Consider the following 20,202-nt stretch of genomic DNA (forward strand, 5'->3'; position numbering starts at 1 on the left):
AGATGGCACACTCTAACTATTCGAATAACGGGAAAGCATGTGATGAACTTAGCGGAAAATAATCTATTCGAAGCCTTGCAGACAACATCCGCGCTGCATGCACGCACTAGTCCACTGTATAAATTTCTCGACGCGTGTTGCCTTGAATTTATCAAAAATTCTGCCTTTACGTCAGAGGAAGGAGGGCCTGTTCCTTTCGGGCCTTTTGGAATTCTGGTGATGCCCTATCAGAAAATGGGGGCAATCGACTCTCTCGATCTTTTCGGGCTAGACGAACTGATTTTGTTCAGTTTCTATCATGCAAATAAGGATCGCTATAAAACGACCGTTGATATCGGCGCAAATCTGGGTTTGCATTCGATCCTGATGGCGAAGCTTGGCTTCGCGGTCACTAGCTATGAGCCGGACGACAGGCATTTTGACTGGCTGAAAGGCCGGCTGGAAGTGAATGGAGTTACCGGGAACGTGACCCCGGTCAAGGCGGCTGTTTCCGATACCAACGGGCAGGCGGAGTTTATCCGGGTTGAGGGAAATACAACAGGTAGCCACCTGGCGGGCGCAAAGAGCAATCCCTATGGCGATCTCACGAAATATATGGTCGAGGTCAAAGCCGCTTCAGATGTTTTCAAGGGGGCGGACTTTGCGAAAATCGATGCGGAAGGCCATGAGACGGTTATCCTGAAAGCCATTCCGGCTGAGTACTGGAAAAAACTTGACGCCGTTGTCGAGGTCGGTACACCAGAAAACGCGGACGAATTATATAGCTACTTCAGCAGTCTCGGTGTGAGCCTCTTCTCCCAGAAGAAGGGATGGCAGAAAGTAGAAACTCTAGGGGATGTTCCGACCTCCTACAAGGAAGGTAGCCTGTTTATTTCCAGTAGATCAAACATGTTCTGGGGATAGGCGTTCACGGCGGACTTAAGCATCAAACTGGCTTCGACGGTTTAATAATAGACGTTTGAGGGTTGTAAAAAAATGCGCGGCTTTTTCCAGCTTTCCGGAATTTAGGTGATGCCGTCCGTTTTTCAGGATAACAGCGCCACCTTTTTCAAGGCGTTTCAGTCGAATACGGATCAGTCGGTCATCGTTATAGATTAATTTGAGCTTATCGATATCGACTGAGCCGCCTTCTGCCTCAATCTCTCGAAGCATACGGATGCGTAAGGAAGACTCTACGGCTTGTACAAGGTTGAGATAAATAAACCACCACATCAGGGCGATCCCGAGCGCGATGACCATCGCAAAAATATCGATGGGTGTCATGACAGACACGAGGACCAGCGGTAGCCCGATTAGTGTGATTACAAAGCTCGTCATATACCCGAGCAACCGTTTGCCGCTTGTCCGTGCGATCAGCAGATCACAAATAACCGCGATGGTGAGAACACTGACTATGGTGGTAAATATTGTGATCATGATCTAGCCGGTTTCCCGTTCAATACGCAAAAGCCGCGTGTAGAGCGAGATTATCCGAACAATCCATTGTGATCTGATGGTCAGGGCGATAACGCCGTCCTGTTCGACAACATCGCCTGTAATTTGTAATGCCTCCAGCCGAGACCCAACAAACGGATGCGCTTTGATAAATTTGTCCAAGTCTTCTTCAGTTAGTCCTTCCGGCCTGGCCGACATCAAAGCTTTTACAATGGCGAGGGTTGGGGAGTCATTGACAACGCCGATCAGGATAAGGCAGTAAATTGCGACAAAGCTTTCGATGAACACCACCGCGATAACGAGATGTTCAAAAGTGAGGTCGATGCCGATCAAAAGAAACAGGCAAATCATCACGAGAAGGCTGCCGTTCAGCAGCAGAATGGCCATTTGATAAATGCCTTTGCCATGGCGTCGCCGACTGGAAAGGACATGCAGGCACAGCCCGGCCATTATCGACAAGAGCAGCAGGAAAAAGACATTCTGATACATGGCTAGGCGCCGCCCTGATGTAGTTTGTCCTTCTCGCGGGTAACAGCATTTACGGTATCGCGATATAGCAGGAAGGGGATCACGCCAAATACTGCGGTGAGCAAAGTCAATGTCCGCATCAACAGAAAGACGGAACTATAGGCCGTGTTTGTGGTTTGATCCTCCAGCAGATGGGCGACTTGACCAAATGCCGCTTCACCAATTCCGAGGCCACCGGGAGAAATGGGAATGGCGTTGGCAAATAACCCTGCGACACCTGAGACAATATAGCCGATCCAGGAAAGGCCGGTGATATCCATCGCACCGCCGAGAAGGTGCAGGGATTCCAGGACCAGCACATATTGAAATACGGAGAGCGCGATGGCGGCGACAAGGTCCATCTTGCGGTTCCAGTATCTTTCAAGCGCCCCGACGACGGTTTCGAATATACGCATCAGAATACGCTCTAACGGTCCCGGCATGAGCCGTATTATCGCTATAAATAACCTCTTAAACTTAACGGCGGCGAAAAGACAACAGAACGCAAGCGCCAAACTTGTGACAACAATTAGTCCGATCCAGAACTGAAATTGCGACGGGATCAGAGCCAAAACAGCAAGTGAAATCACGAGCAAGCCGACAAGGCCGGTCAGGCGATCGACGAGGCTGCTCATCATGATCGCGCCGAGCTTGTCCTTGTGCAGACGATAGGCGAGGCCGCCGCGCACAAAATCCCCGCCATAGGCTCCGGGCAGGAAGACGTTAAAGAACTGACCGATAAAAGTGAAGTTCAGGGATTGCAGATAGCCGATTTCCGTGTGCAGGGCGCGCATCAGGATCTGCCACCTAAGCGCGCCGATAAAGACAGTGAACAGTAGACAGGTAAAGGCAAAGAGAACAACCCCCGGCGCGGAGAGTGCATTTGCAAGTAGGCTGAAATCGATAAAGTCGAAATGGATCAGGGCGATGATACAGCCAATTCCTATCGCGATTTTAAGAATTGTAAAAAGCAATCTGCCCGTTTCCTTTTCCGCCAAAGCGAGCCCCTAAAACGGGCCGGTAAACCAGTTGCCTGGCACATCATGCGCGGCATTCCGGGCGTTCAAAATTGGCTCGGTCGAGATTTCACGTTCTGTCATCTCCCCAATTCTGGCAGCGATATGTTCGGCCCGAATATGATAATCCTTTGTGAGTGCCGGACTGGTCGACTCCGAATAATCCGGTGCCGTTAAGCGAGCCGGGGGGAGTGTCAGGTCCCTGAAGCAGGTCTCCGTGATATGTGCCATGATCTCGGCCGCAATGCCGAAGCTCTTGAAACCTGTGTCCAGCACCAGCAGCTTACCTGTCTTCTTCACTGATTTCTCGATCTTTGGCCAATCGATGGGCGAGATGCTTCTGAGGTCAATCAGATCACATGAAATGCCTTGCTCTTTCAGGACATCGACGGCATGCAGCGCCTCAATCGTCATATAGGAGACGGAAACGACGGTCACCGCGTCTCCTTCCCGCAGAAGGTTAGCCTCGCCGAGCGGAATGGGCCTGTTGGTATCGGCAGCCTCCGTCTGGGCGTTATGGAGCCAGCGATGCTCAAGGAAAATAACCGGGTTGGGATCGAATATGCTGGAAAGGAGCAAGCCCTTCGCGTCCGATGCAAGCGCCGGCATGACAACTTTTAAACCTGGAATATGGGCAAACCAGGATTGCAGGTTTTGGGAGTGGGTCGGCCCCTGGCCCCAGCCGCGTCCCAGGATCATCCGTATGGTGATCGGGACACTACGCTTGCCGCCAAACATGAAGTGCCATTTGGCTGCGTTATTGACCAGCTGGTCCATGGAAAGAAGCGCAAAATCAAGCCTTTGGTGGGTTAGAACAGGCTTGAAGCCGCCAAGAGCGGCGCCAATCGCGATGCCTGTCATGGCATTCTCTGATGTTGGCATATCAAAGACACGTTTCTCGCCGTATTTTTCCTGTAGATCCAGGGTTGTCCCGAAAACGCCCTTGGGGTCCGGAACGCCGAGGCCAAAAACTAGAACGCTGGGGTCCTCTGCCAGCGCCTGATCAAGACCATCACGAATTTCATTGGCAAAGCTGCGCATGGTTATTGCATGCCTCCCGTCATATGATCAGCGAAGACATGCATCGCGGCCTCTTCCGCGGGCGGAAAATCGGACGAACGCGCAAAGTCAAACGCGGCGTTCACTTCCGCGTCAATTTCTTGCTGCATGGCATCAATATCCGCCTGTTTCAAACTACCTTTAGATAGGGCCTTGGTTTCGAAAAGCGAGATAGGATCACGTGCGGTCCATTCCTCGATCATCGGATCAGGGCGATAGCCGAGATCATCGTCAAAATTTGGACCGCAATGTTCTCGCCAGCGGAATGTTGAGAATTCAAGGAAGGCGGGTCCGCCGCCCGTCCGAATTTTCGTTATTGCGTCAGACATGATTGCATGAACCGCCGCAACGTCATTACCGTCTCCCGATGCCGTATGAATACCGTAGCCAGCGATCTTTTCATGGATTTCCCGCGCAGTAGGCTGGCGGACTTCGAGCGGGGAATAGACGGAGTAGAAATTGTTTTCGCAGATAAACAGTACCGGCAGGTTTTTCAGGGTCGCAAAGTTGAGGGCCTCGTGAAACACGCCAGTCTCGACAACGGCATCACCCAGGAAAATGCAGGCGATATCATCTCCGCCCTTCATCATCAGGCTGTAGCCAAGGCCGACACCTACGGGCACCGTGCCGCCGACAATCGCCGTTGAGCCCATAAAGCCGACGGTCTCGTCGATTAGATGCATGGAGCCGCCCTTGCCACGGGCACAGCCGGTCACTCGACCGTAGATCTCGGCGATCATCGCGTTTAGGTTTCCACCTTTCGCGATATAATGCGCATGAGCCCGATGACCGCTGACGGTGAGGTCGCTGTGCCGCAGAAGCGCGCCAGCGGCGGCAGAGACAGCTTCCTGTCCGCTGGAAAGATGGGTCGGGCAGCGCATTTCCTGTTCGCGATAGCGCGCGGCGATAGTTTCCTCGACCGTGCGAATGCGGCGCATACCGCGGGCCAGTGATTTGGTCAGCTCTGGTGTCATGGGATAAACCAGTAGTAATCGCCCGTGTAGCCGATCTCTTTGAAAAAGGCTTTCCACTCATCGACATGTAGGATTGTCTTGGCCGTCAGGTTCCAGGCTTGCATGCGTTCATATTCCTCATCCGTGCGATAGGCATCGACCGTGATGAAGGATTTACCGCGTGAGACACGCTCAATTTCCAGCAATGCTTTGCCGCAATCCTCTTTTTCGAGATTGTGAACCGTGTTGACGGAGATCACGACATCGAAGCTGTTGTCATCAAAGGGTAGGTCTCGTGCGTCGGCGACGGACACAAAATCACGGACGCTTTCGATACTGTTCTTAATCGCATAATCCGAAATATCGACCCCGCGCACCGTGATGCCAGGGATGAGCTCCCTCAGGTCATGGAGCATGAAACCCTTCGCAGAACCCACGTCGAGAAGGCTGGAAGTTCCGGTAAGACCGAAATACTCCTGAAAAGTCGGTATGACAGGCTGCCAGAACCGAGAATTATAGGAAAACCCGCCATAGCCGTGGCGCCGGTCTCCGTCAAAAAACGCCTCCCCGAACTGTCGGGCGACGGCGCGATCTTCTTCGGTCTTTTCATTTCCCCGCTGTGTCAAATCCCGCTTTGTCTTCGGGTAGTTTACCAGCAGATCGATTTCCTGTCCCATTGTTGACCTAGTTTCCTTATCTATTCAGTTCGGAGAATGTCATGGTTTGTGAATGTAGGATTGCGGCTGTTGTTTTAGCGCTTCCAGATTGTTCCGCACCCAATCGACGGTTTGGGAAATTCCTTGGTCGAGTGAGATTTCATCAGACCAATTTAAAGTTTTTCGAAGCTTGCCGTCATCGAGACTATAGGTTTGATCTTTGCCTTGACGTTCACCAACCACCTCGATCATATCCGCAGGGTCTGCACCGAGAACTGCGCATGTCTTTTCCACAAGGCCGCGGATACTGATCAGTTCCGGAGTTGAGATGTGGTAGCACTCACCCAACTCACCCTTCAGCGCAATTTTAAGCGTCGCACTTGAAACATCCTCGATATGAATGAAGGAACGCTCCGAATGTCCGCCACCATGAAGCTGAAGCTTCTGACCGGTGAGCGCATAAAGGATCGTGCGCGGAATAATGCGATAGAGCTGCTGGCCGGGGCCATAAACATTGGCCGCCCGGGTATAGGTGACCGGAAAGTCGTAGGTCTTGAAAAAGCTGTTGAGGCTCATATCCGCCGCAGCGCGGGAGACGGCATAAGGCGTGCTCGGGTTCAGGACGTGATCTTCCCGGACAAAGCCAGAGGTGCTGCCATACACCTCCGGTGTCGAGATATGGACGTATTTTTCGAGAATATCCAGTTTGCGAAGGGCGTCATGCAGCAATACCGTGGAAAGCGCGTTAGTACGAAACCAGTCCCCGGGGTTTGCCCAGCTTTCTCCGACCATGCTTTGTGACGCGAAATTCACCACATGGGTGATATTTTCCGCCACGACAAGATCAATGATCTTGTCGAGATCATTGTTCAGATCAAGTTGGTGGAACTGGAAATTATCTTTCTCGCTTATCCATTTATAGGGAAGAAAAGCGTCATGGGGCTCGGCAGATCGGCTCGCGCCGTGCACAACGTATCCAGATTTCAATAAATGGGCGACGAAGCTCGCGCCGGAGAAGGAATTGCTGCCAAGGACTAAAAAATTCTGGGTCATGAAAAATTACCGGTCAGTCTGGCGTGGTTCCTGTGAATACGCGGGGCATTAAAAATCATCTATTAACTACATCTTTGAGGGAGGGACGTCCATTTCTTTTGCCCCTAATTAGTTGTCATCAGGTCTATTGTCTTTGTATCGAGTGAGGCTAATGCCAAACAGGCCTGAAACTGGCGGAGATAGTTTTGACGGGTCTCATCCGCAGACCAATAGGATGGAACCGAAGAGATAAGTGACATTGCTTGCGTCTTATCCCGAATTTCCCTCTGCGCCTCAGCCAACGCCGTTACATTGCCGATATCCCGATGATAAAGATCATTATGGAAGCTGTTCATGCGCCCGATGAAATGCGGCAGTATCTCGGTGCTGAAGTCCGTAATCGAAGGACTTGCCGCCATAATTTTATCAATAGCCGCAAGTTCCATTATATAGACTGCCCCGTTGGCGAGGCGGCCGATATCCGCTTTTGGTTTCTCAATGAAATCAATGACCCTTTTTTCTTTGTTGAGGGTCACGATGCCACAGCTCTGTGGATCATCCGTCTCAAATGTCATCATGGTGAGTGCACAGTCTTTCGGTCGGTCTTTGAATGAATTCCTAAAATCACCGACATCAAAGAGTGTTAGGTTGTCTGCATGCGCCAAAAGTAGAGCTTCGCTGGAAATTTCATCCCTGAAAGTCTTCAAGGTGCCCGCCGTTCCTAATAATTCCGGTTCTTCCAAAAATTGCACGTGTTGTGCATATGGGCTTGTCGACACATATTCGCGAACAATTGGCGCAAGATAATGCAGATTAATGAAAATTCGTTCAATTCCACCTGCTATCAGCATTTCGAGCCAGAGCCCTAGCAACGGACGGCCATGAATGGGCATAAGGCATTTTGGCAGCTCTGACGTCAGCGGTTGCAGGCGGGTGCCGAGGCCGGCGGCAAGTAAGAGAGCTTCCATCTTAACGCCTCCTGTTAGAGTACACCAAGCTCGTGGCGGATTTCATCGATGCTGAGTGGTCGGTTGCCGACCGTCGCCACCTGGCATCCTGAAGCGACCGATCCGATATAGGCAGCTTCCCATATGGACGCGCCACAGGCCAGCGCGAGAGAGGCGGAGACCAGCATGGCGTCACCTGCACCCGCAGGGTCTTTTGGCGACGCGCACAATGCCGGAAGACGGTCTGTCATCCATGCGCTTTTATCCGGGTGGGTCGTCTGAATTAATGTCCCTTCCGCACCGAGGGTGAGGAGAATATGCTCCGGGTCGCATTTCCTCGCGAGCGCTTCTGCGACGGCGACCAGCCCGATATCATGGTTCTGGATGGCGAGCCTTGCCTCAACCTCAGTTGGCTTGAGCAGCAGCATTTTCTCAAACCGGGCGATGTTGCCGATCTGAGAAGAAGTTTGGCTATCTGCCACCATCGGAATTTGGCGTTCCCGGCAATAGGCCGCGATGCGATTAACCAGGCTTTGCGGTAAAACTCCGTAGTTGAAGTCAGAGAAAACCAGAAGATCCAGATTAGCGGCAAGGCGTGTGAAATGATCGAAAATTTCGTCTTGCAGGCTCTGCTCGATCGCGTGCTGTTTAAGTTTAGAGACCCTGAGGAGCGTCTTGCCCGCACTCCTAAAACGTTGTTTGAGTGTGGTCGAACGGCTTGGGTCACGAGCAAGTATGACCTCGACCCCATAGTCCTCCAACTTTTTCTGGCCATCCGTTGCTTCATGGTCGTCGCCGCAAACGGTGAGATAACTGGTTTTTGCGCCAAGTCCCCGTGCATGGCTTGCGACGATTCCGGCACCGCCAATAAATTTCTGCTCTAGCACAGGTGTGACAACAATGGTCGGATCTTCTCTTGAGAGGCCAAGCACATCGCAAGTAATATATTCATCGATGATTAAATCGCCGATTACCAGCACATTCAGGTTATCGAATCGGTCGAGAATAGCGGAGAAATCTTCACTCCTTATATTGTGCCTATTCAGATAGTTCGCGGAGGACTTTAAATTAAAATTTGAGGTTGGCCTCTCACTCTCCGCCTGAATGAGGTCAATTGAGGAAAAGACCGCGTCACCTGAACTGAACAGCAGCTTGCCGCCATAAGCTGCCAATGCGTCGCGCTCAGGATTATGCAATTCCTGATGCTCTTTGCCCTTAACGATAAGGTCCGGGCGGATAGTATCAATAGCATCGGCAAGGTCATCTTCAAGAATAAAGGCATAATCCACGTAGCTGATTGCGGCAATATTTTCTAGCCGAAGATGCGCAGGCACCAGCACGCCCAGCCGGTCGTCTGCATTGACCGCAACGACAAGGATATCGCAGCAATCGGTTGCGAATTTCAACAGTCGGAGATGGCCAGGATGGACTACATTGAAGTTGCCGCTCACCATGCCGATTTTCTTATTAGCGCCACGTTCCGCGCATTGGGCGGAGATTCGGGAGGCATGGTCTTTCAGGGTTGCTGTCATTTCACTCCCCAAGGGATGGATTGATTTCCAATAGGGGGCGCATGACGCGGCCCGCTTCCAAGTCATCCAATGCGGCGTTGACATTGTCAAGGCTGTAGCGTTTGGTGATCATATTTTTGAGTGGCAAATTCTGGTCCACTGCCATTTGATAAAAGCGCGGTAAGTCTTGGTCTGGTCGGGTTCCGCCACCCCAGCTACCGTGAATATGCTTGCCGTTAACCAATTCGAATGGATCTATGGAAATTTTCTGGCCCGCGGCGGGATGAGATGCAAATACGCAGTGTCCGCCATTGCGCCGCACGGCATTAAAGGCAAGCTCGATGGTTGCAGTATGTCCTGCGGCATCGAGGGCGTAATCCGCCCCCATCCCGTCCGTTAGTGCAACGACTTGCTCCAGAATATCGGCATCGCCACCGTTGAGCGCATGGCTCGCACCGAGTTTTAACGCGGCTTCAAGCTTTTCTTCATTGACATCGATCGCAATGAGCTTTTTTGGGTTACAGCAATGGGCGTACATGAGTGAGACAGCGCCAATACCGCCGATACCAATGATGACAACCATATCATCCGGAGTGATGTTGATTTCATTGAGTGCAAGACCGGCACCTGTCGGAATGGCGCATCCAAAAAGTACACCAAGATCCATGGGGAGTCCGGCAGGGAGAGGTACAAGACGGTTCTCCGCCACAATAGCTCGTTCGTTAAATGTAGTAATACCTCCGGAATTAATGACCTGGTCGCGCCAGCTATAAAGTGCGCCCGAAGCTTCCATTCCCTCGCCGCGAATCCAACCGAGAATAACTTTGTCGCCGACGGCTATCTTGCGGACACCTTCGCCCGTGGCCCTCACAACTCCCGTCGCCTCATGACCGAGTAGATGTGGTAAATACTTGTCTTCCCCGCGTTTTCCACGAACCTCCATAAGCTGGCTGTGGCAGACTCCGCTGTAGGCGATTTCGACTTCGACTTGGCCGGGGAGGAGGGCGGGGAGTTCAATTCCGTCAATAAGACGCAAGGGTTTTCCGGTTTCGAAAAGAACAGCGGCCTTCATATCGACTGATTTTACACCTTCTAGTTTCAACCAAAAATGTTCCGTTGGTGGGGCGGTGCTGACAATATCAGCAGATTGCTAAGAATGATACCTTGACTATACGCTAGCAGAAAATGTGAGTGATATAAAAAAGTCAGTTTCGTACTGGCAATTCAATCTCAGGGATTGTAAATCATTTCAGCAGCCGGTTGGCCCGGCCGGAGAATCGGGCATTGGGTATGTAGTCTTTGGAAGGACGAGAGCGATGAAACAGTTTTTTAAATTAGCGATGGTGACCGCACTGGCAATTTTGGTCAGCGGGTGCTTTGGGCGTGTTCAGCCTGTTTATAATGCCGAAGCTAATCCGGTTCCGGTCAAGCTTCAGGAAACATCCTTGGAAAATATTGGTACAATCATCCAGACTGCCGCCATTAACCGTGGTTGGGTTGTCAACGAAGTTACGCCGGGCAAGATGAAGGCAACCTTGCACAACCGCACACATGTTGCAGTCATTGACATCACCTACTCCAAGAAAGACTATTCGATCAATTATGTTTCCAGCGTTGATTTGCTGTATGATGGATCGAAAATTCACCGGAGCTATAATAAATGGATCCGGACCTTGCAGAACGATATCAACAAGAGTCTGAACGTCGCCGCCCTTCAGGCGTAAGGAAGGTTGATGGAGGCGGGGATTCCTTTTGCGGTTCAGCGCTGGTCTGCTTGGGCACCGTCCCTCGATAGTCCAGAGGCATGGCGACTATGGGCTGACGACGATGTCGGCTTGCCAGTCGAGGAGGCCACGCCGGATGTGCGTGACCTCCCGGCAGGACTGCGTCGACGACTTTCCCGGTTGGGTAAAGTTGCATTACGTGTCGCTATGGATGTCGAGGTAGAAGAGGCTCCCCGTGTTGTTTTCAGCTCTCGCAACGGCAATGTAACGCAAATGTTGTCGTTGCTGAAAAGCCTGGCGGTGGAGGAGCCTATTTCCCCCACCGGTTTTGGTATGTCGGTGCATAACTCTCTTGCCGGTATGTTGTCCATTGTCAGTAAAAACCGAGCGGCGCAGACAGCGATTGCCGCTGGTGAGGAAAGCCTGTGTCTGGGCCTAATAGAGGCATTGACATGTCTTAAGGAAGACCCGATCTCACCGGTATTGCTGTTGCATGCTGATGAAACACTCCCTGATTTCTATTCGCCCTTCCAGGATGCTGATGTGCCCGTCTGTGCACTGGCGCTGCTCATCAGTAAAGCGAAGGACGGTGGAGAGGCATATTCCCTCGGATTTTCCGGTACAGAGACACGGCCTGCGCCGGGGGATCCGCTCACAAGTTTTATTCGGTTTCTACTGCGTGGGGAAACTGATTGGAACTGGTCCGGCCCGGAGGGTGACTGGTCGTGTCGCCGCCATGCTTGACCGGTTAAATTATGTCTGGCGGTTGATCGGGACGGGCCTCGCCTTTGCCTTCTTTGGTCTTGGCGGCATATTTATGACAATTTTTATTTTTGCGCCCATTGCCTTTTTTACCAAGGATGAAACGTCGCGCATTCGCCGTGTACGTAAAACCATTTATTACGCCTTTCGGGTTTTCGTTTATCTGCTTCGGGTCGGTGGCATTATTGACTCCCGCTTCCATGATACTGAAAGAATTAAGGATGTGCGCGGGGCTCTTATCGTCGCCAATCATCCATCATTGCTCGATACGGTCTTTCTGATGTCGCGGATGCCCAATGTGCAATGTATCGTCAAGCATGAGCTCTGGAACAATACCTATCTTGGCGGCGTGATGCGTGCGGCGGGATATATCCGCAATGATGGTGATGCGGAAATGATGCTGGCTCAGTGTGAGAAGGCCCTGAAGAACGGACAGAACATTCTGGTCTTCCCCGAAGGCACCCGGTCAGTGCCGGGGCAGGCGCTTAAATTCCAGCGCGGAGTCGCCAATATTGCAACGCATTTCAGCGCCCCAATCCAGCTAGTGACAATAATATGCAAACCGTCAACCTTAACGAAAGGAAGTCCCTGGTATGCTATCCCTCCGCGCCAGGCTCGTTTTGATATTACCTTTGACGAACAACTGGACATGACCGACTATCTGAGGCATGAACCAAGGTCATTAAAGGTACGCAAGCTCACGCGTGAGTTGGAGCAGTATTATGTTGGAAAACTTTGCAATGAATGATTTTGAATTTGAAATTAAGAAGCTGGTGATCAAGACCTTGAACCTTGAGGATATTACGCCCGAGGAGATTGACAGTGAGGAGCGCCTGTTCGTGGATGGGTTGGGGCTCGATTCAATCGATGCATTGGAACTCGGTGTTGCCATACAGAAAACCTACGGCATTAAAATTAATAACAAAACTGATGATTTGAAGGAGCATTTCGCTTCTGTGCGCAATCTCGCGCGCTTCATTACATCCGAAAGGAAGGTAGTAGGGGCATGAACCGCGACGAGATATATGAAAAACTTCGCGAATATCTTGAAGATATGTTCGAAGTTCCGCCGGACCTCATTTCCGAAGACGCTCAGCTTTATGAAGATCTGGATCTTGATAGCATCGATGCGGTGGATCTGGTCGTCAAGCTGCAGGATCTGACGGGAAAGAAAATTCCACCTGATGAATTCCGGACTGTGCGCTCGGTAGGTGATGTGGTGGATCGGGTTCATGCCCTCTTGGCGGCTTAAAGCAGGGCCGCTGGACCTTCTGCTCGTCCTGATCAGTATTGCCTATCCCTTTATCGTCTATTTCGGACTGATGAAATTTTCCCCGTTGGTTGTCGGACTGGCGCTTGTCGCTTTTCTAATTCTGCGCCTTTTGTTAAACAAAAGCCGGCAGACACGCAAATCGGAAGCCTGGATATATCTGCTCGTGCTGGGCGCGGTTGTTGCTCTGCTGGCGATCAATGAAATGCTCGCTATCAAGGCTTATCCCGTGCTGATCAGTCTTTCCTTCGCGGCGGTCTTTGCTTATTCCCTGATTTACCCACCGCCAATAATCGAACGGTTTGCACGGATGATGGAAGGCGAGCTTGATGCTCAGGCGATGAATTATACGCGTCATGTGACGGAGGCCTGGGTCATTTTCTTTCTCGTTAATGCCTCCATTTCGCTCTGGACGGCGCTACACGCCGATCTGGCCTTATGGACCCTTTACAATGGATTTATTTCATATTTGTTGATTGGCCTGATGTTCGGGGGAGAATATATTCTCCGGTTGTTTGTGAAACGCAAAAAAGTGAGTTAATTGGTGTTTACCCCGCTATCGAAATTGCTATCCTCCAGCCATGACAGAGAAACACTCGTCGCGACCACGCCGGACGGCGTGAAGACTTTCAATGACTTAAGCCATGAAGTTGCGGATATTTGCGTCCGATTAAAGGAACAGAATATACGTAAGCTGGTGCTGGCCACCACAAGCAGCTATGCCTTCGCAACCGGATTCTTGGCGGCGCTGCATGCCGATTGCCGTATCGTTGTGCCGCCCAATGCCTTGCCGGGAATGCTAGCACATTTTGTGGGCAAGGACTGTCCGCTTCTTTCCGATATTGAGGGGGCAGGGGGTGATCATCAGATTTTGATTGATGGCTCAAAAGGGGCGATCACTGACTTCAAGGAGCTTGACCCTGATCGCTCATATCTTGATTTTTATACGTCTGGTTCCACGGGCACTCCAAAAAGGGTGCCCAAGACGCTTTCGCAGATTGAGAATGAACTGGTAGTTCTGGATGAGAGATGGGGACGTGAACTGGAAGGCGCGGCAACACTTGGGACCGTTAGCCATCAGCATATCTTTGGCCTTTACTTCAAGCTCCTCCTCCCGCTGTGTGAGGGGCGGTTGTTTTTTTCGCAAACCTTTGAGATCTGGGAGGAGTTGCTCGCCGTCGCGCCTCCTGCTGCCTGTTTTGTCTCCAGTCCGGCGCATCTGACACGTATTCCACCGTTTGATCCATTGCCCGCAGAAGAAATGGCACCGGTAATATTCACGGCCGGTGGCCCCTTGCCGTTTGAGGCCGCTGAAGATGCACGCGCAAAGTTTGGCCCGCTTCCGACGGAGGTATTCGGCAGCACCGAAACCGGCGGTGTCGCCCATCGTCAGCAGGAACAACAGCGCACGCCCTTCACGCCGCTTCCAGGCATGCAGACACGGATTGATGCGCAAGGGCTGCTCAGTGTAAAATCAAATTATACCGATGGTAAAGATTGGGATACGACTAATGACATAGTTGAACGGCTTGATGACGGAAGTTTTATCTTGATGGGACGGGCTAATCAGTTCGTTAAAATTGAAGGAAAGCGCATTTCCCTTGCTGAAGTCGAGAAATATCTGGCCCAATCGGATTTAGTCGCGGAAACAGCAGTCTTTATCCTTAAAGAAGAGCAGGAAACTCTTGTCGCAGTGGTCGAGTTAAGCCCGGCTGGCTGGCAGCGCCATCAAGAAATCGGTGCTTTTCGTTTGGGGCGCGCCTTGCGGCGGGATCTTTCGCCTAACCTGGAGAATGCGGCGCTGCCGAAGCGCTGGCGTTTTGTTAAGCGGATACCCATTAATGCTCAAGGTAAACGTCAGCAACCGGCTTTGAACGAACTATTTGCCGGTCCCGGCAGGTCGGAACTAAACTATCCTGATCATGACTGAAAACGCTGAAATAAAATGGTCAAATATCCGCCACTTTCCTGAAATTCGCAGTCAACAGCGAGACGGGGACATCATTGAGATTGAACTTTTTGTGGATGCGGGCCTTTTTCAGTTTCAGGGGCATTTCCCGAATGAGCCGGTGTTGCCTGGCGTGGCGCAAATTGACTGGGCTGCACAGCTTGGCCGGGAGCATTTTGGTTTTAACGGGCCATTCACGCGCATGGGCCAGCTTAAATTTTCAAGATTGATCGTTGCGGATAGTCTTCTCTTTCTCCGCCTGGAATGGAACCGGGAAAAGCGGCGTCTTATTTTCTCCTACCGGGATGGGGATGAGACCTGCTCATCAGGGTATTTTGAACTGACGGCACCATGAATTTTTCCCTCGCGGCCATTGTGCCGAGCTATAATCATTATCGCCATATCGACAAGGTAATCGGGGCGCTGAAGGGACAAGGGCTTCGCGTTTTTATTATCGATGATGGCTGCGAGGAGCCGGCAAAATCCGAGTTGGAGAAATTTCATGACCCGGAAGAGGGGGTGACGCTCCATAGTCAGCCACAGAACAGCGGCAAGGGGGCGGCCGTGATGGCTGGATTTCGTCTCGCCGCAGCGGAGGGCTTCACTCACGCCTTACAGATTGACGCGGATGGACAACATGATGTCGACGCTCTCCCGGCACTGATTGACCTCGCGGTGGTACATCCCGAGGCGTTGATCAGTGGTCAGCCGATTTATGATGAAACAATACCGGCCTCCCGAAAATTTGCCCGCTGGATCACCCATGTCTGGGTCTGGGTTGAAACGCTATCGACAACGATTACGGATAGTATGTGTGGATATCGGATATATCCGCTGAATGCGACGATTGACGTCATCGATAGTGAGCCAGTCGGCCATTATATGGATTTTGATACCGAGATCATGGTGCGAATATATTGGCGCGGCACTCCGGTCCGGATGTTGCCAATCCATGTGACCTATCCTGAGGACAATATCTCTAATTTCCGTCTTGGTGCAGATAACTGGCTGATTACCAAGATGCATACGCGGCTCGTTCTCGGGATGCTCACTCAGGTGCCCAAGATTTTGCGCAATCGGAGAGGCGATATACAAGAGCCGCGACATTGGGGAAGTATAGGTGAGCGAGGGGCGGCGCTTGGCCTGAAGATACTCTTTTCCTTATATCGTATTGCCGGGCGTCGGTTCTGCTGGTACGCGATGCAGCCCGTGCTTCTCTATTTTTTTGTGACCGGGCGGGAACAGCGCGAAGCGTCGCGCGGCTTTTGGCGTCGAGTATACGTGGCGCAGGGCGAGGTGCGAGAGCCGAACATTTGGCAACTCTGGCGGCATTATCGTTCCTTTGGGGCGATGGCACTCGATAAACTGGCAGCCTGGATCGGTCATATCCGCCTCAACGATATTGTTGAAGAAGACCTCGGCATGTTGGACAAGTTAGCGGAACGGAAGTCTGGCGTTATGGTGGTGACATCGCATCTTGGCAATGTGGATATTCTTCGTGCCGTCGGTGCGGCACGCGGCATTAAAAACATCACAGTCTTCGCTCATACGCGCAACGCCGTCCGCTTTAACGAGATATTGAGCGAGGCTAATCCAGCCGCAACAGTTGATATTATGGAAGTGCAGGATATAGGTCCTGCCACGCTTATCCTTCTTGAGGAGAAGCTTGCGGCAGGCAACTGGATTGTGATTGCAGGTGACCGAATTCCATTAGAAGGCGGCAAGCGTATTCGGAACATTGATTTTCTGGGTGAACCGGCGCCTTTTTCAGAGGGAGCGTGGATCATAGCGGCATTGCTCGGCAGTCCGGTCTATTCGCTTCATTGTCTTCGCGACGAGAAAAAATACCGTATTCTGTTCGAAAAGATTACAGATCGGGTCAAGCGCGGGCGTCCACCGCACGATGGTCTGGCGGAACCAATGCAGGGTTATGCGAAAATCTTGCAGGAAAATTGCCTAAAGTATCCGGAGCAATGGTATAATTTCTATGATTTCTGGGCCGCGCCAGAAAAGAAACCCTTACCGGTTAAGAGTAACAAGGAAACAACATGATATCGGCGGATATTACTCTGAAATGTCAATTTTATGATCTTGATCCGATGGGAATTGTCTGGCATGGCAATTATGCCCGATACTTTGAGCAGGCCCGATGTGCCCTCCTAGACAAGATGGACTATAATTATGAGCAGATGAGCGAGAGCGGCTTCGCCTGGCCAATTGTCGATATGCGCATCAAATATATCCGATCGATCCGGTTTGGTCAGGAAGTGCGGGTCGCCGCTGACCTTGCGGAATATGAAAATCGGCTGAAAATCAATTACCAGATCACGGATGTAGACACGGGTGAGCGGCTGACACGGGGATTTACAATTCAGGTGGCGATTGATAAGAACTCCGAGGAAATGCTGTTTCAGTCACCACCCATTCTATTTCGAAAAGTTGAAGCTCTGCTGTGCTAAAATCAATCCGCCTGTTCATATGCGCCATGATTATTTTGGCTGCGTTTCCGGTCCGGTCGGCTCCGCTGATCCTGGGCGAGGGGGAGGCGGTGATGGGCCGGTTTGTTCAGGCTCGGTACTTGCGCGATTTCGACAGACCGATTCTATCGGAGGGGGAATTTTTCCTCCTGCCGAAATCGGCGTTGATCTGGCAGACGGAAAAGCCATTTTTCAGTCGCATGGTCATCGATGAAGATGGGCTCAGTCAGGGCTTGAAAGGCGCTGAGGTAACACGCCTCAGCTTCAAGCAGTTTCCTGGGTTTAAATTGTTGCGCGATACGCTTGAAAACAGCTTGAGTGGAAACTGGACACCGCTTGAGGAAATGGCAGGAACGAAGCTCCTTCCCGCGGATGAGAAATATACGTTGCGCTTTTCTCCAAAAACCAGTGGCCTGACACTCCCCTTTGCCTATCTCAATTTCGAGATTGGTGACTTTCTGGAAACGGTAGAGATTGTGAAAAGCAACGGTGATCGCGATGTAATTACCTTCTCGGATCAAAAAGTGGCACCAGTGGCGGACGTCAGCGCAGCAGCTGATGCCGCCAAGGAAAAGCAGCCGTGAATCGCGCTGGCCTCATGATCTATCTCGCTTTGCTGTGCAGTGCTATGGCGATTATCGGCTGGCGACTGCAAGATGGCCTTCCGCTTGATACCAATATCGTTGCAATGCTTCCCCAATCGGAAGAGGCGGAGTGGGTCGCCCGGGCCGAAGCCGCGGAAAGATCACAAGGTTCGAACCAGTTGATTGTCCTCGTCGGTCATCCCGACTTTGAAACTGCGCGGACTGCTGCGCTTGATCTCGGCAAGACGCTTGAAGAGAAGCGCATCGTTAATTTGACGCAGGACCAGCCGGACCAGTCGACATTGGTAAGCCTTAATGAACTCCTTTTTCCGCATCGTACGGGCTTGCTTGGCGAAGGGGATCGGCGCTTACTATCTGCCGGACAGGAGCAGGTTCTCGTCGATCGAGCGCTGGTGCAAATACTGTCCCCGCTTTCTCTTGCTGACGCAGAGATGATCCGGCGCGACCCTTTTTTACTTCTGCCCAATTATATCGCCGCCAGCACGGAAAATACCTCTAAACTCCAAAGCCGCGCCAATGTTCTCGCGGTTGAGGAAAATGAAAAATGGTTTGTTCTGGTCCGAGGGGAACTCGCCGGAAATCCGTTTGACAAGGGGTTTCAGTCCCGCGCGCGTAAGGTTTTTGATGAGGCGGAAGACAAACTCGAAAAGCGCCACGGAGATATCCAGATACTGAAAACTGGTGCTGTTTTCTATGGGGAGCATGCCTATCGGCAGGCCGAAGATGAGGCCGGATTTATCGGAATGATTTCTTTGCTTGGCATCATTATTCTAAATTTTCTTGTTTTCCGGAGTTTTCAACCTCTCGCGCTCAGCCTCCTGGCCATCGCCTCGGGAATTGCAGGGGGGCTAGCCGTTACGCTTCTTTTTTTCGGAACTTTGCAGCTACTGGCTCTGGTCTTCGGCGCGGGGCTGATAGGAATTTCAGTGGATTATGCATTTCACTATTTCTGTGAACGCTTTAATCAGGCGTCATCTGCGCCAGCAGCGCGGGCACGGGCCATTCGCTCCGGCCTGACGCTGGGGCTAGTCAGCTCGGTTCTCGGTTTTATCACTCTCGCCCTCACACCTTTTCCGGGACTTCAACAGATTGCCCTGTTTTCCGCATCCGGCCTGACGATGGCCTATCTAACGGTGCTGTATGTCTTTCCCTACCTTGATCGCGCGACGCCCTTTCGTCATGGAGAGAAATATCTCAATTTCTCAATGCTCCTTCATGATTTTTGGTGGAAAGACGCCACCCGAAAATGGCGATGGTTGTTCGTTTTCCTTCTAATTATCGCAGGGGGGCTTGGCGCAATGCGCATAACGGTGGATGATGATGTTCGCCGATTACAGTCCTTGCCGCAGGACCTTCAGGCCGAAGAGCAAGCCATCCGCATTCTTGCCGGAATTGAAAATCAGACCCACCGGTTTTTTGTACGTGGATCTAATCCTGATGAGGTGTTGCAGTCAGAAGAAGCGCTTGCGCTGGATCTGGAGGCATTGCGGGCAAGCGGGATTATCGGAAGCTATCGGATGATTTCCCAGTTTGTGCCCTCCAAGGCGCGTCAGCTTGAAAATCAGGCCTTGGTAGATGAGTTGTTAATGCCTCATCTTGCCGAACATATGCAAACGATCGGGTTATCGAGGTTGTCTCCCTATCAACAGGGGGAGGGTGTTCTGACTATTGATCAGTTCACAGATGCCAACCTGCCGGGACTGTTTTCGCATCTTCGTGTTTATAAAACTCCCGGAATTGTCGTACATGCCGTATCGCTTTCCGGGGTGAACGATACGGCTCCCCTCGCAAAGCTTGCCGAGAAGTCTGAAAATGTTGCCCTGATCAGTCAGGCGGACAGTCTCAGTAAGACCTTCGGTGCGTATCGCGTTCGTGCACTTATCATGCTTGCGGTCGCCTATGCCGTTGTTTGGGTTTTCCTGTCTTTACGGTATGGTATCCTTGGTGCGATCAAAGTCATGATCCCGTCCATGGGGGCTGTGATTCTTGCCCCGTGCCTGATCGCTCTGATGGGGGAGCCTTTTACGTTTTTCAACGCAATGTCTCTCATGCTGATATTCGCCATCGGCCTTGATTATGCCCTCTTTAACCGAGAGGCGTCGGGGAAACGGCAACGCCGCGCCATGCTGGCCAATGGCCTGTCGACAATTTCGACCTTGCTGGCGTTCGGACTTCTGACGTTGAGCGATACTTTTGCCATTCATGCCTTCGGGATTACAATCCTCGTCGGTATTACATTAACCTATATTTTGGCGCCACGTGCTGCCGATCTTGAAAACCCCATGACGGAGCCTTTGTAAA

The 20,202-nt window shown here is 51.6% G+C and carries 23 protein-coding genes; 13 read left to right on the top strand and 10 right to left on the bottom strand.

The annotated features are described in order from the left end of the window. Positions 1–42 precede the first annotated feature (42 nt). Positions 43–903 carry an FkbM family methyltransferase gene (locus LKE13_RS10985; protein ID WP_227951254.1) on the top strand — a complete coding sequence of 287 codons (861 nt, stop codon included), beginning with the start codon at positions 43–45 and terminating at the stop codon, positions 901–903. A 15-nt stretch (positions 904–918) separates the two neighbouring features. Here LKE13_RS10985 and LKE13_RS10990 read toward each other — a convergent pair whose 3' ends face one another. The 10 genes from LKE13_RS10990 to LKE13_RS11035 all read right to left on the bottom strand — a co-directional run bounded on the left by LKE13_RS10990 (position 919) and on the right by LKE13_RS11035 (position 10,217). Further along, positions 919–1,416 (bottom strand): hypothetical protein, encoded by a 498-nt coding sequence (locus LKE13_RS10990; RefSeq protein ID WP_227951256.1) that lies wholly within the window; start codon positions 1,414–1,416, stop codon positions 919–921. A 3-nt stretch (positions 1,417–1,419) separates the two neighbouring features. After that, on the bottom strand, positions 1,420–1,923 hold the full coding sequence (locus LKE13_RS10995) for a hypothetical protein (RefSeq protein WP_227951258.1): 504 nt from the start codon (positions 1,921–1,923) through the stop codon (positions 1,420–1,422). 2 nt (positions 1,924–1,925) lie between these two features. After that, a complete protein-coding gene (locus tag LKE13_RS11000) occupies positions 1,926–2,915 on the bottom strand; it encodes a lysylphosphatidylglycerol synthase transmembrane domain-containing protein (RefSeq protein WP_227951261.1) in 990 nt (329 codons plus the stop codon). A 33-nt stretch (positions 2,916–2,948) separates the two neighbouring features. After that, entirely contained in the window at positions 2,949–3,998 is a 1,050-nt protein-coding gene (locus LKE13_RS11005) for an alpha-ketoacid dehydrogenase subunit beta (RefSeq protein WP_227951263.1), read from the bottom strand. A 2-nt stretch (positions 3,999–4,000) separates the two neighbouring features. Beyond that, entirely contained in the window at positions 4,001–4,990 is a 990-nt protein-coding gene (locus tag LKE13_RS11010; RefSeq protein ID WP_227951265.1) for a thiamine pyrophosphate-dependent dehydrogenase E1 component subunit alpha, read from the bottom strand. Further along, positions 4,987–5,646 (bottom strand): class I SAM-dependent methyltransferase, encoded by a 660-nt coding sequence (locus LKE13_RS11015; protein ID WP_227951267.1) that lies wholly within the window; start codon positions 5,644–5,646, stop codon positions 4,987–4,989. Before LKE13_RS11015 ends, LKE13_RS11010 begins: the two co-directional genes overlap by 4 nt. A gap of 39 nt (positions 5,647–5,685) precedes the next feature. Further along, a complete protein-coding gene (locus LKE13_RS11020; protein ID WP_227951269.1) occupies positions 5,686–6,678 on the bottom strand; it encodes a GDP-mannose 4,6-dehydratase in 993 nt (330 codons plus the stop codon). A gap of 104 nt (positions 6,679–6,782) precedes the next feature. Further along, complete coding sequence (locus tag LKE13_RS11025) at positions 6,783–7,625, bottom strand: nucleotidyltransferase family protein (protein ID WP_227951271.1); 843 nt, start codon at positions 7,623–7,625, stop codon at positions 6,783–6,785. A gap of 14 nt (positions 7,626–7,639) precedes the next feature. After that, a complete protein-coding gene (locus LKE13_RS11030) occupies positions 7,640–9,136 on the bottom strand; it encodes a PfkB family carbohydrate kinase (RefSeq protein ID WP_227951273.1) in 1,497 nt (498 codons plus the stop codon). 1 nt (position 9,137) lies between these two features. After that, the gene (locus tag LKE13_RS11035) at positions 9,138–10,217 is read right to left on the bottom strand and encodes a zinc-binding dehydrogenase (RefSeq protein ID WP_227951276.1); all 1,080 of its coding nucleotides are present in this window, start codon (positions 10,215–10,217) and stop codon (positions 9,138–9,140) included. A gap of 214 nt (positions 10,218–10,431) precedes the next feature. On the opposite strand from LKE13_RS11035, the gene LKE13_RS11040 reads away from it, so the two are divergent. Genes LKE13_RS11040 through LKE13_RS11095 form a run of 12 tightly spaced genes read left to right on the top strand, consistent with a single transcriptional unit; the run spans position 10,432 to position 20,201 of the window. Then, the gene (locus LKE13_RS11040; protein WP_227951278.1) at positions 10,432–10,839 is read left to right on the top strand and encodes a hypothetical protein; all 408 of its coding nucleotides are present in this window, start codon (positions 10,432–10,434) and stop codon (positions 10,837–10,839) included. 9 nt (positions 10,840–10,848) lie between these two features. Beyond that, positions 10,849–11,583, top strand: coding sequence for a beta-ketoacyl synthase chain length factor (locus LKE13_RS11045; RefSeq protein WP_227951280.1), 735 nt, complete (start codon positions 10,849–10,851; stop codon positions 11,581–11,583). Then, complete coding sequence (locus LKE13_RS11050; RefSeq protein WP_227951282.1) at positions 11,555–12,349, top strand: lysophospholipid acyltransferase family protein; 795 nt, start codon at positions 11,555–11,557, stop codon at positions 12,347–12,349. Before LKE13_RS11045 ends, LKE13_RS11050 begins: the two co-directional genes overlap by 29 nt. Continuing rightward, positions 12,342–12,611: a phosphopantetheine-binding protein gene (locus LKE13_RS11055; protein WP_227951285.1), complete on the top strand. Its 270-nt coding sequence runs from the start codon at positions 12,342–12,344 to the stop codon at positions 12,609–12,611. Before LKE13_RS11050 ends, LKE13_RS11055 begins: the two co-directional genes overlap by 8 nt. After that, complete coding sequence (locus LKE13_RS11060; protein WP_227951287.1) at positions 12,608–12,853, top strand: acyl carrier protein; 246 nt, start codon at positions 12,608–12,610, stop codon at positions 12,851–12,853. The genes LKE13_RS11055 and LKE13_RS11060 overlap by 4 nt, the downstream gene beginning before the upstream one ends. Further along, the gene (locus tag LKE13_RS11065; protein WP_227951289.1) at positions 12,834–13,412 is read left to right on the top strand and encodes a hypothetical protein; all 579 of its coding nucleotides are present in this window, start codon (positions 12,834–12,836) and stop codon (positions 13,410–13,412) included. The genes LKE13_RS11060 and LKE13_RS11065 overlap by 20 nt, the downstream gene beginning before the upstream one ends. Before the next feature lie 3 nt (positions 13,413–13,415). Beyond that, positions 13,416–14,801, top strand: a complete 1,386-nt coding sequence (locus tag LKE13_RS11070; protein ID WP_227951291.1) for an AMP-binding protein — start codon at positions 13,416–13,418, stop codon at positions 14,799–14,801. Next, positions 14,794–15,174: a 3-hydroxyacyl-ACP dehydratase FabZ family protein gene (locus LKE13_RS11075; protein WP_227951293.1), complete on the top strand. Its 381-nt coding sequence runs from the start codon at positions 14,794–14,796 to the stop codon at positions 15,172–15,174. Before LKE13_RS11070 ends, LKE13_RS11075 begins: the two co-directional genes overlap by 8 nt. Continuing rightward, entirely contained in the window at positions 15,171–16,871 is a 1,701-nt protein-coding gene (locus LKE13_RS11080; RefSeq protein ID WP_227951295.1) for a glycosyltransferase family 2 protein, read from the top strand. The genes LKE13_RS11075 and LKE13_RS11080 overlap by 4 nt, the downstream gene beginning before the upstream one ends. After that, complete coding sequence (locus LKE13_RS11085; protein WP_227951297.1) at positions 16,868–17,278, top strand: acyl-CoA thioesterase; 411 nt, start codon at positions 16,868–16,870, stop codon at positions 17,276–17,278. Before LKE13_RS11080 ends, LKE13_RS11085 begins: the two co-directional genes overlap by 4 nt. Further along, a complete protein-coding gene (locus LKE13_RS11090) occupies positions 17,272–17,880 on the top strand; it encodes a LolA family protein (protein ID WP_227951299.1) in 609 nt (202 codons plus the stop codon). Before LKE13_RS11085 ends, LKE13_RS11090 begins: the two co-directional genes overlap by 7 nt. Further along, positions 17,877–20,201 carry an MMPL family transporter gene (locus LKE13_RS11095; RefSeq protein ID WP_227951301.1) on the top strand — a complete coding sequence of 775 codons (2,325 nt, stop codon included), beginning with the start codon at positions 17,877–17,879 and terminating at the stop codon, positions 20,199–20,201. The genes LKE13_RS11090 and LKE13_RS11095 overlap by 4 nt, the downstream gene beginning before the upstream one ends. Position 20,202: the final 1 nt, after the last annotated feature.

The sequence above is a fragment of the Sneathiella sp. HT1-7 genome, assembly GCF_020731145.1.
GTDB lineage: Bacteria > Pseudomonadota > Alphaproteobacteria > Sneathiellales > Sneathiellaceae > Sneathiella.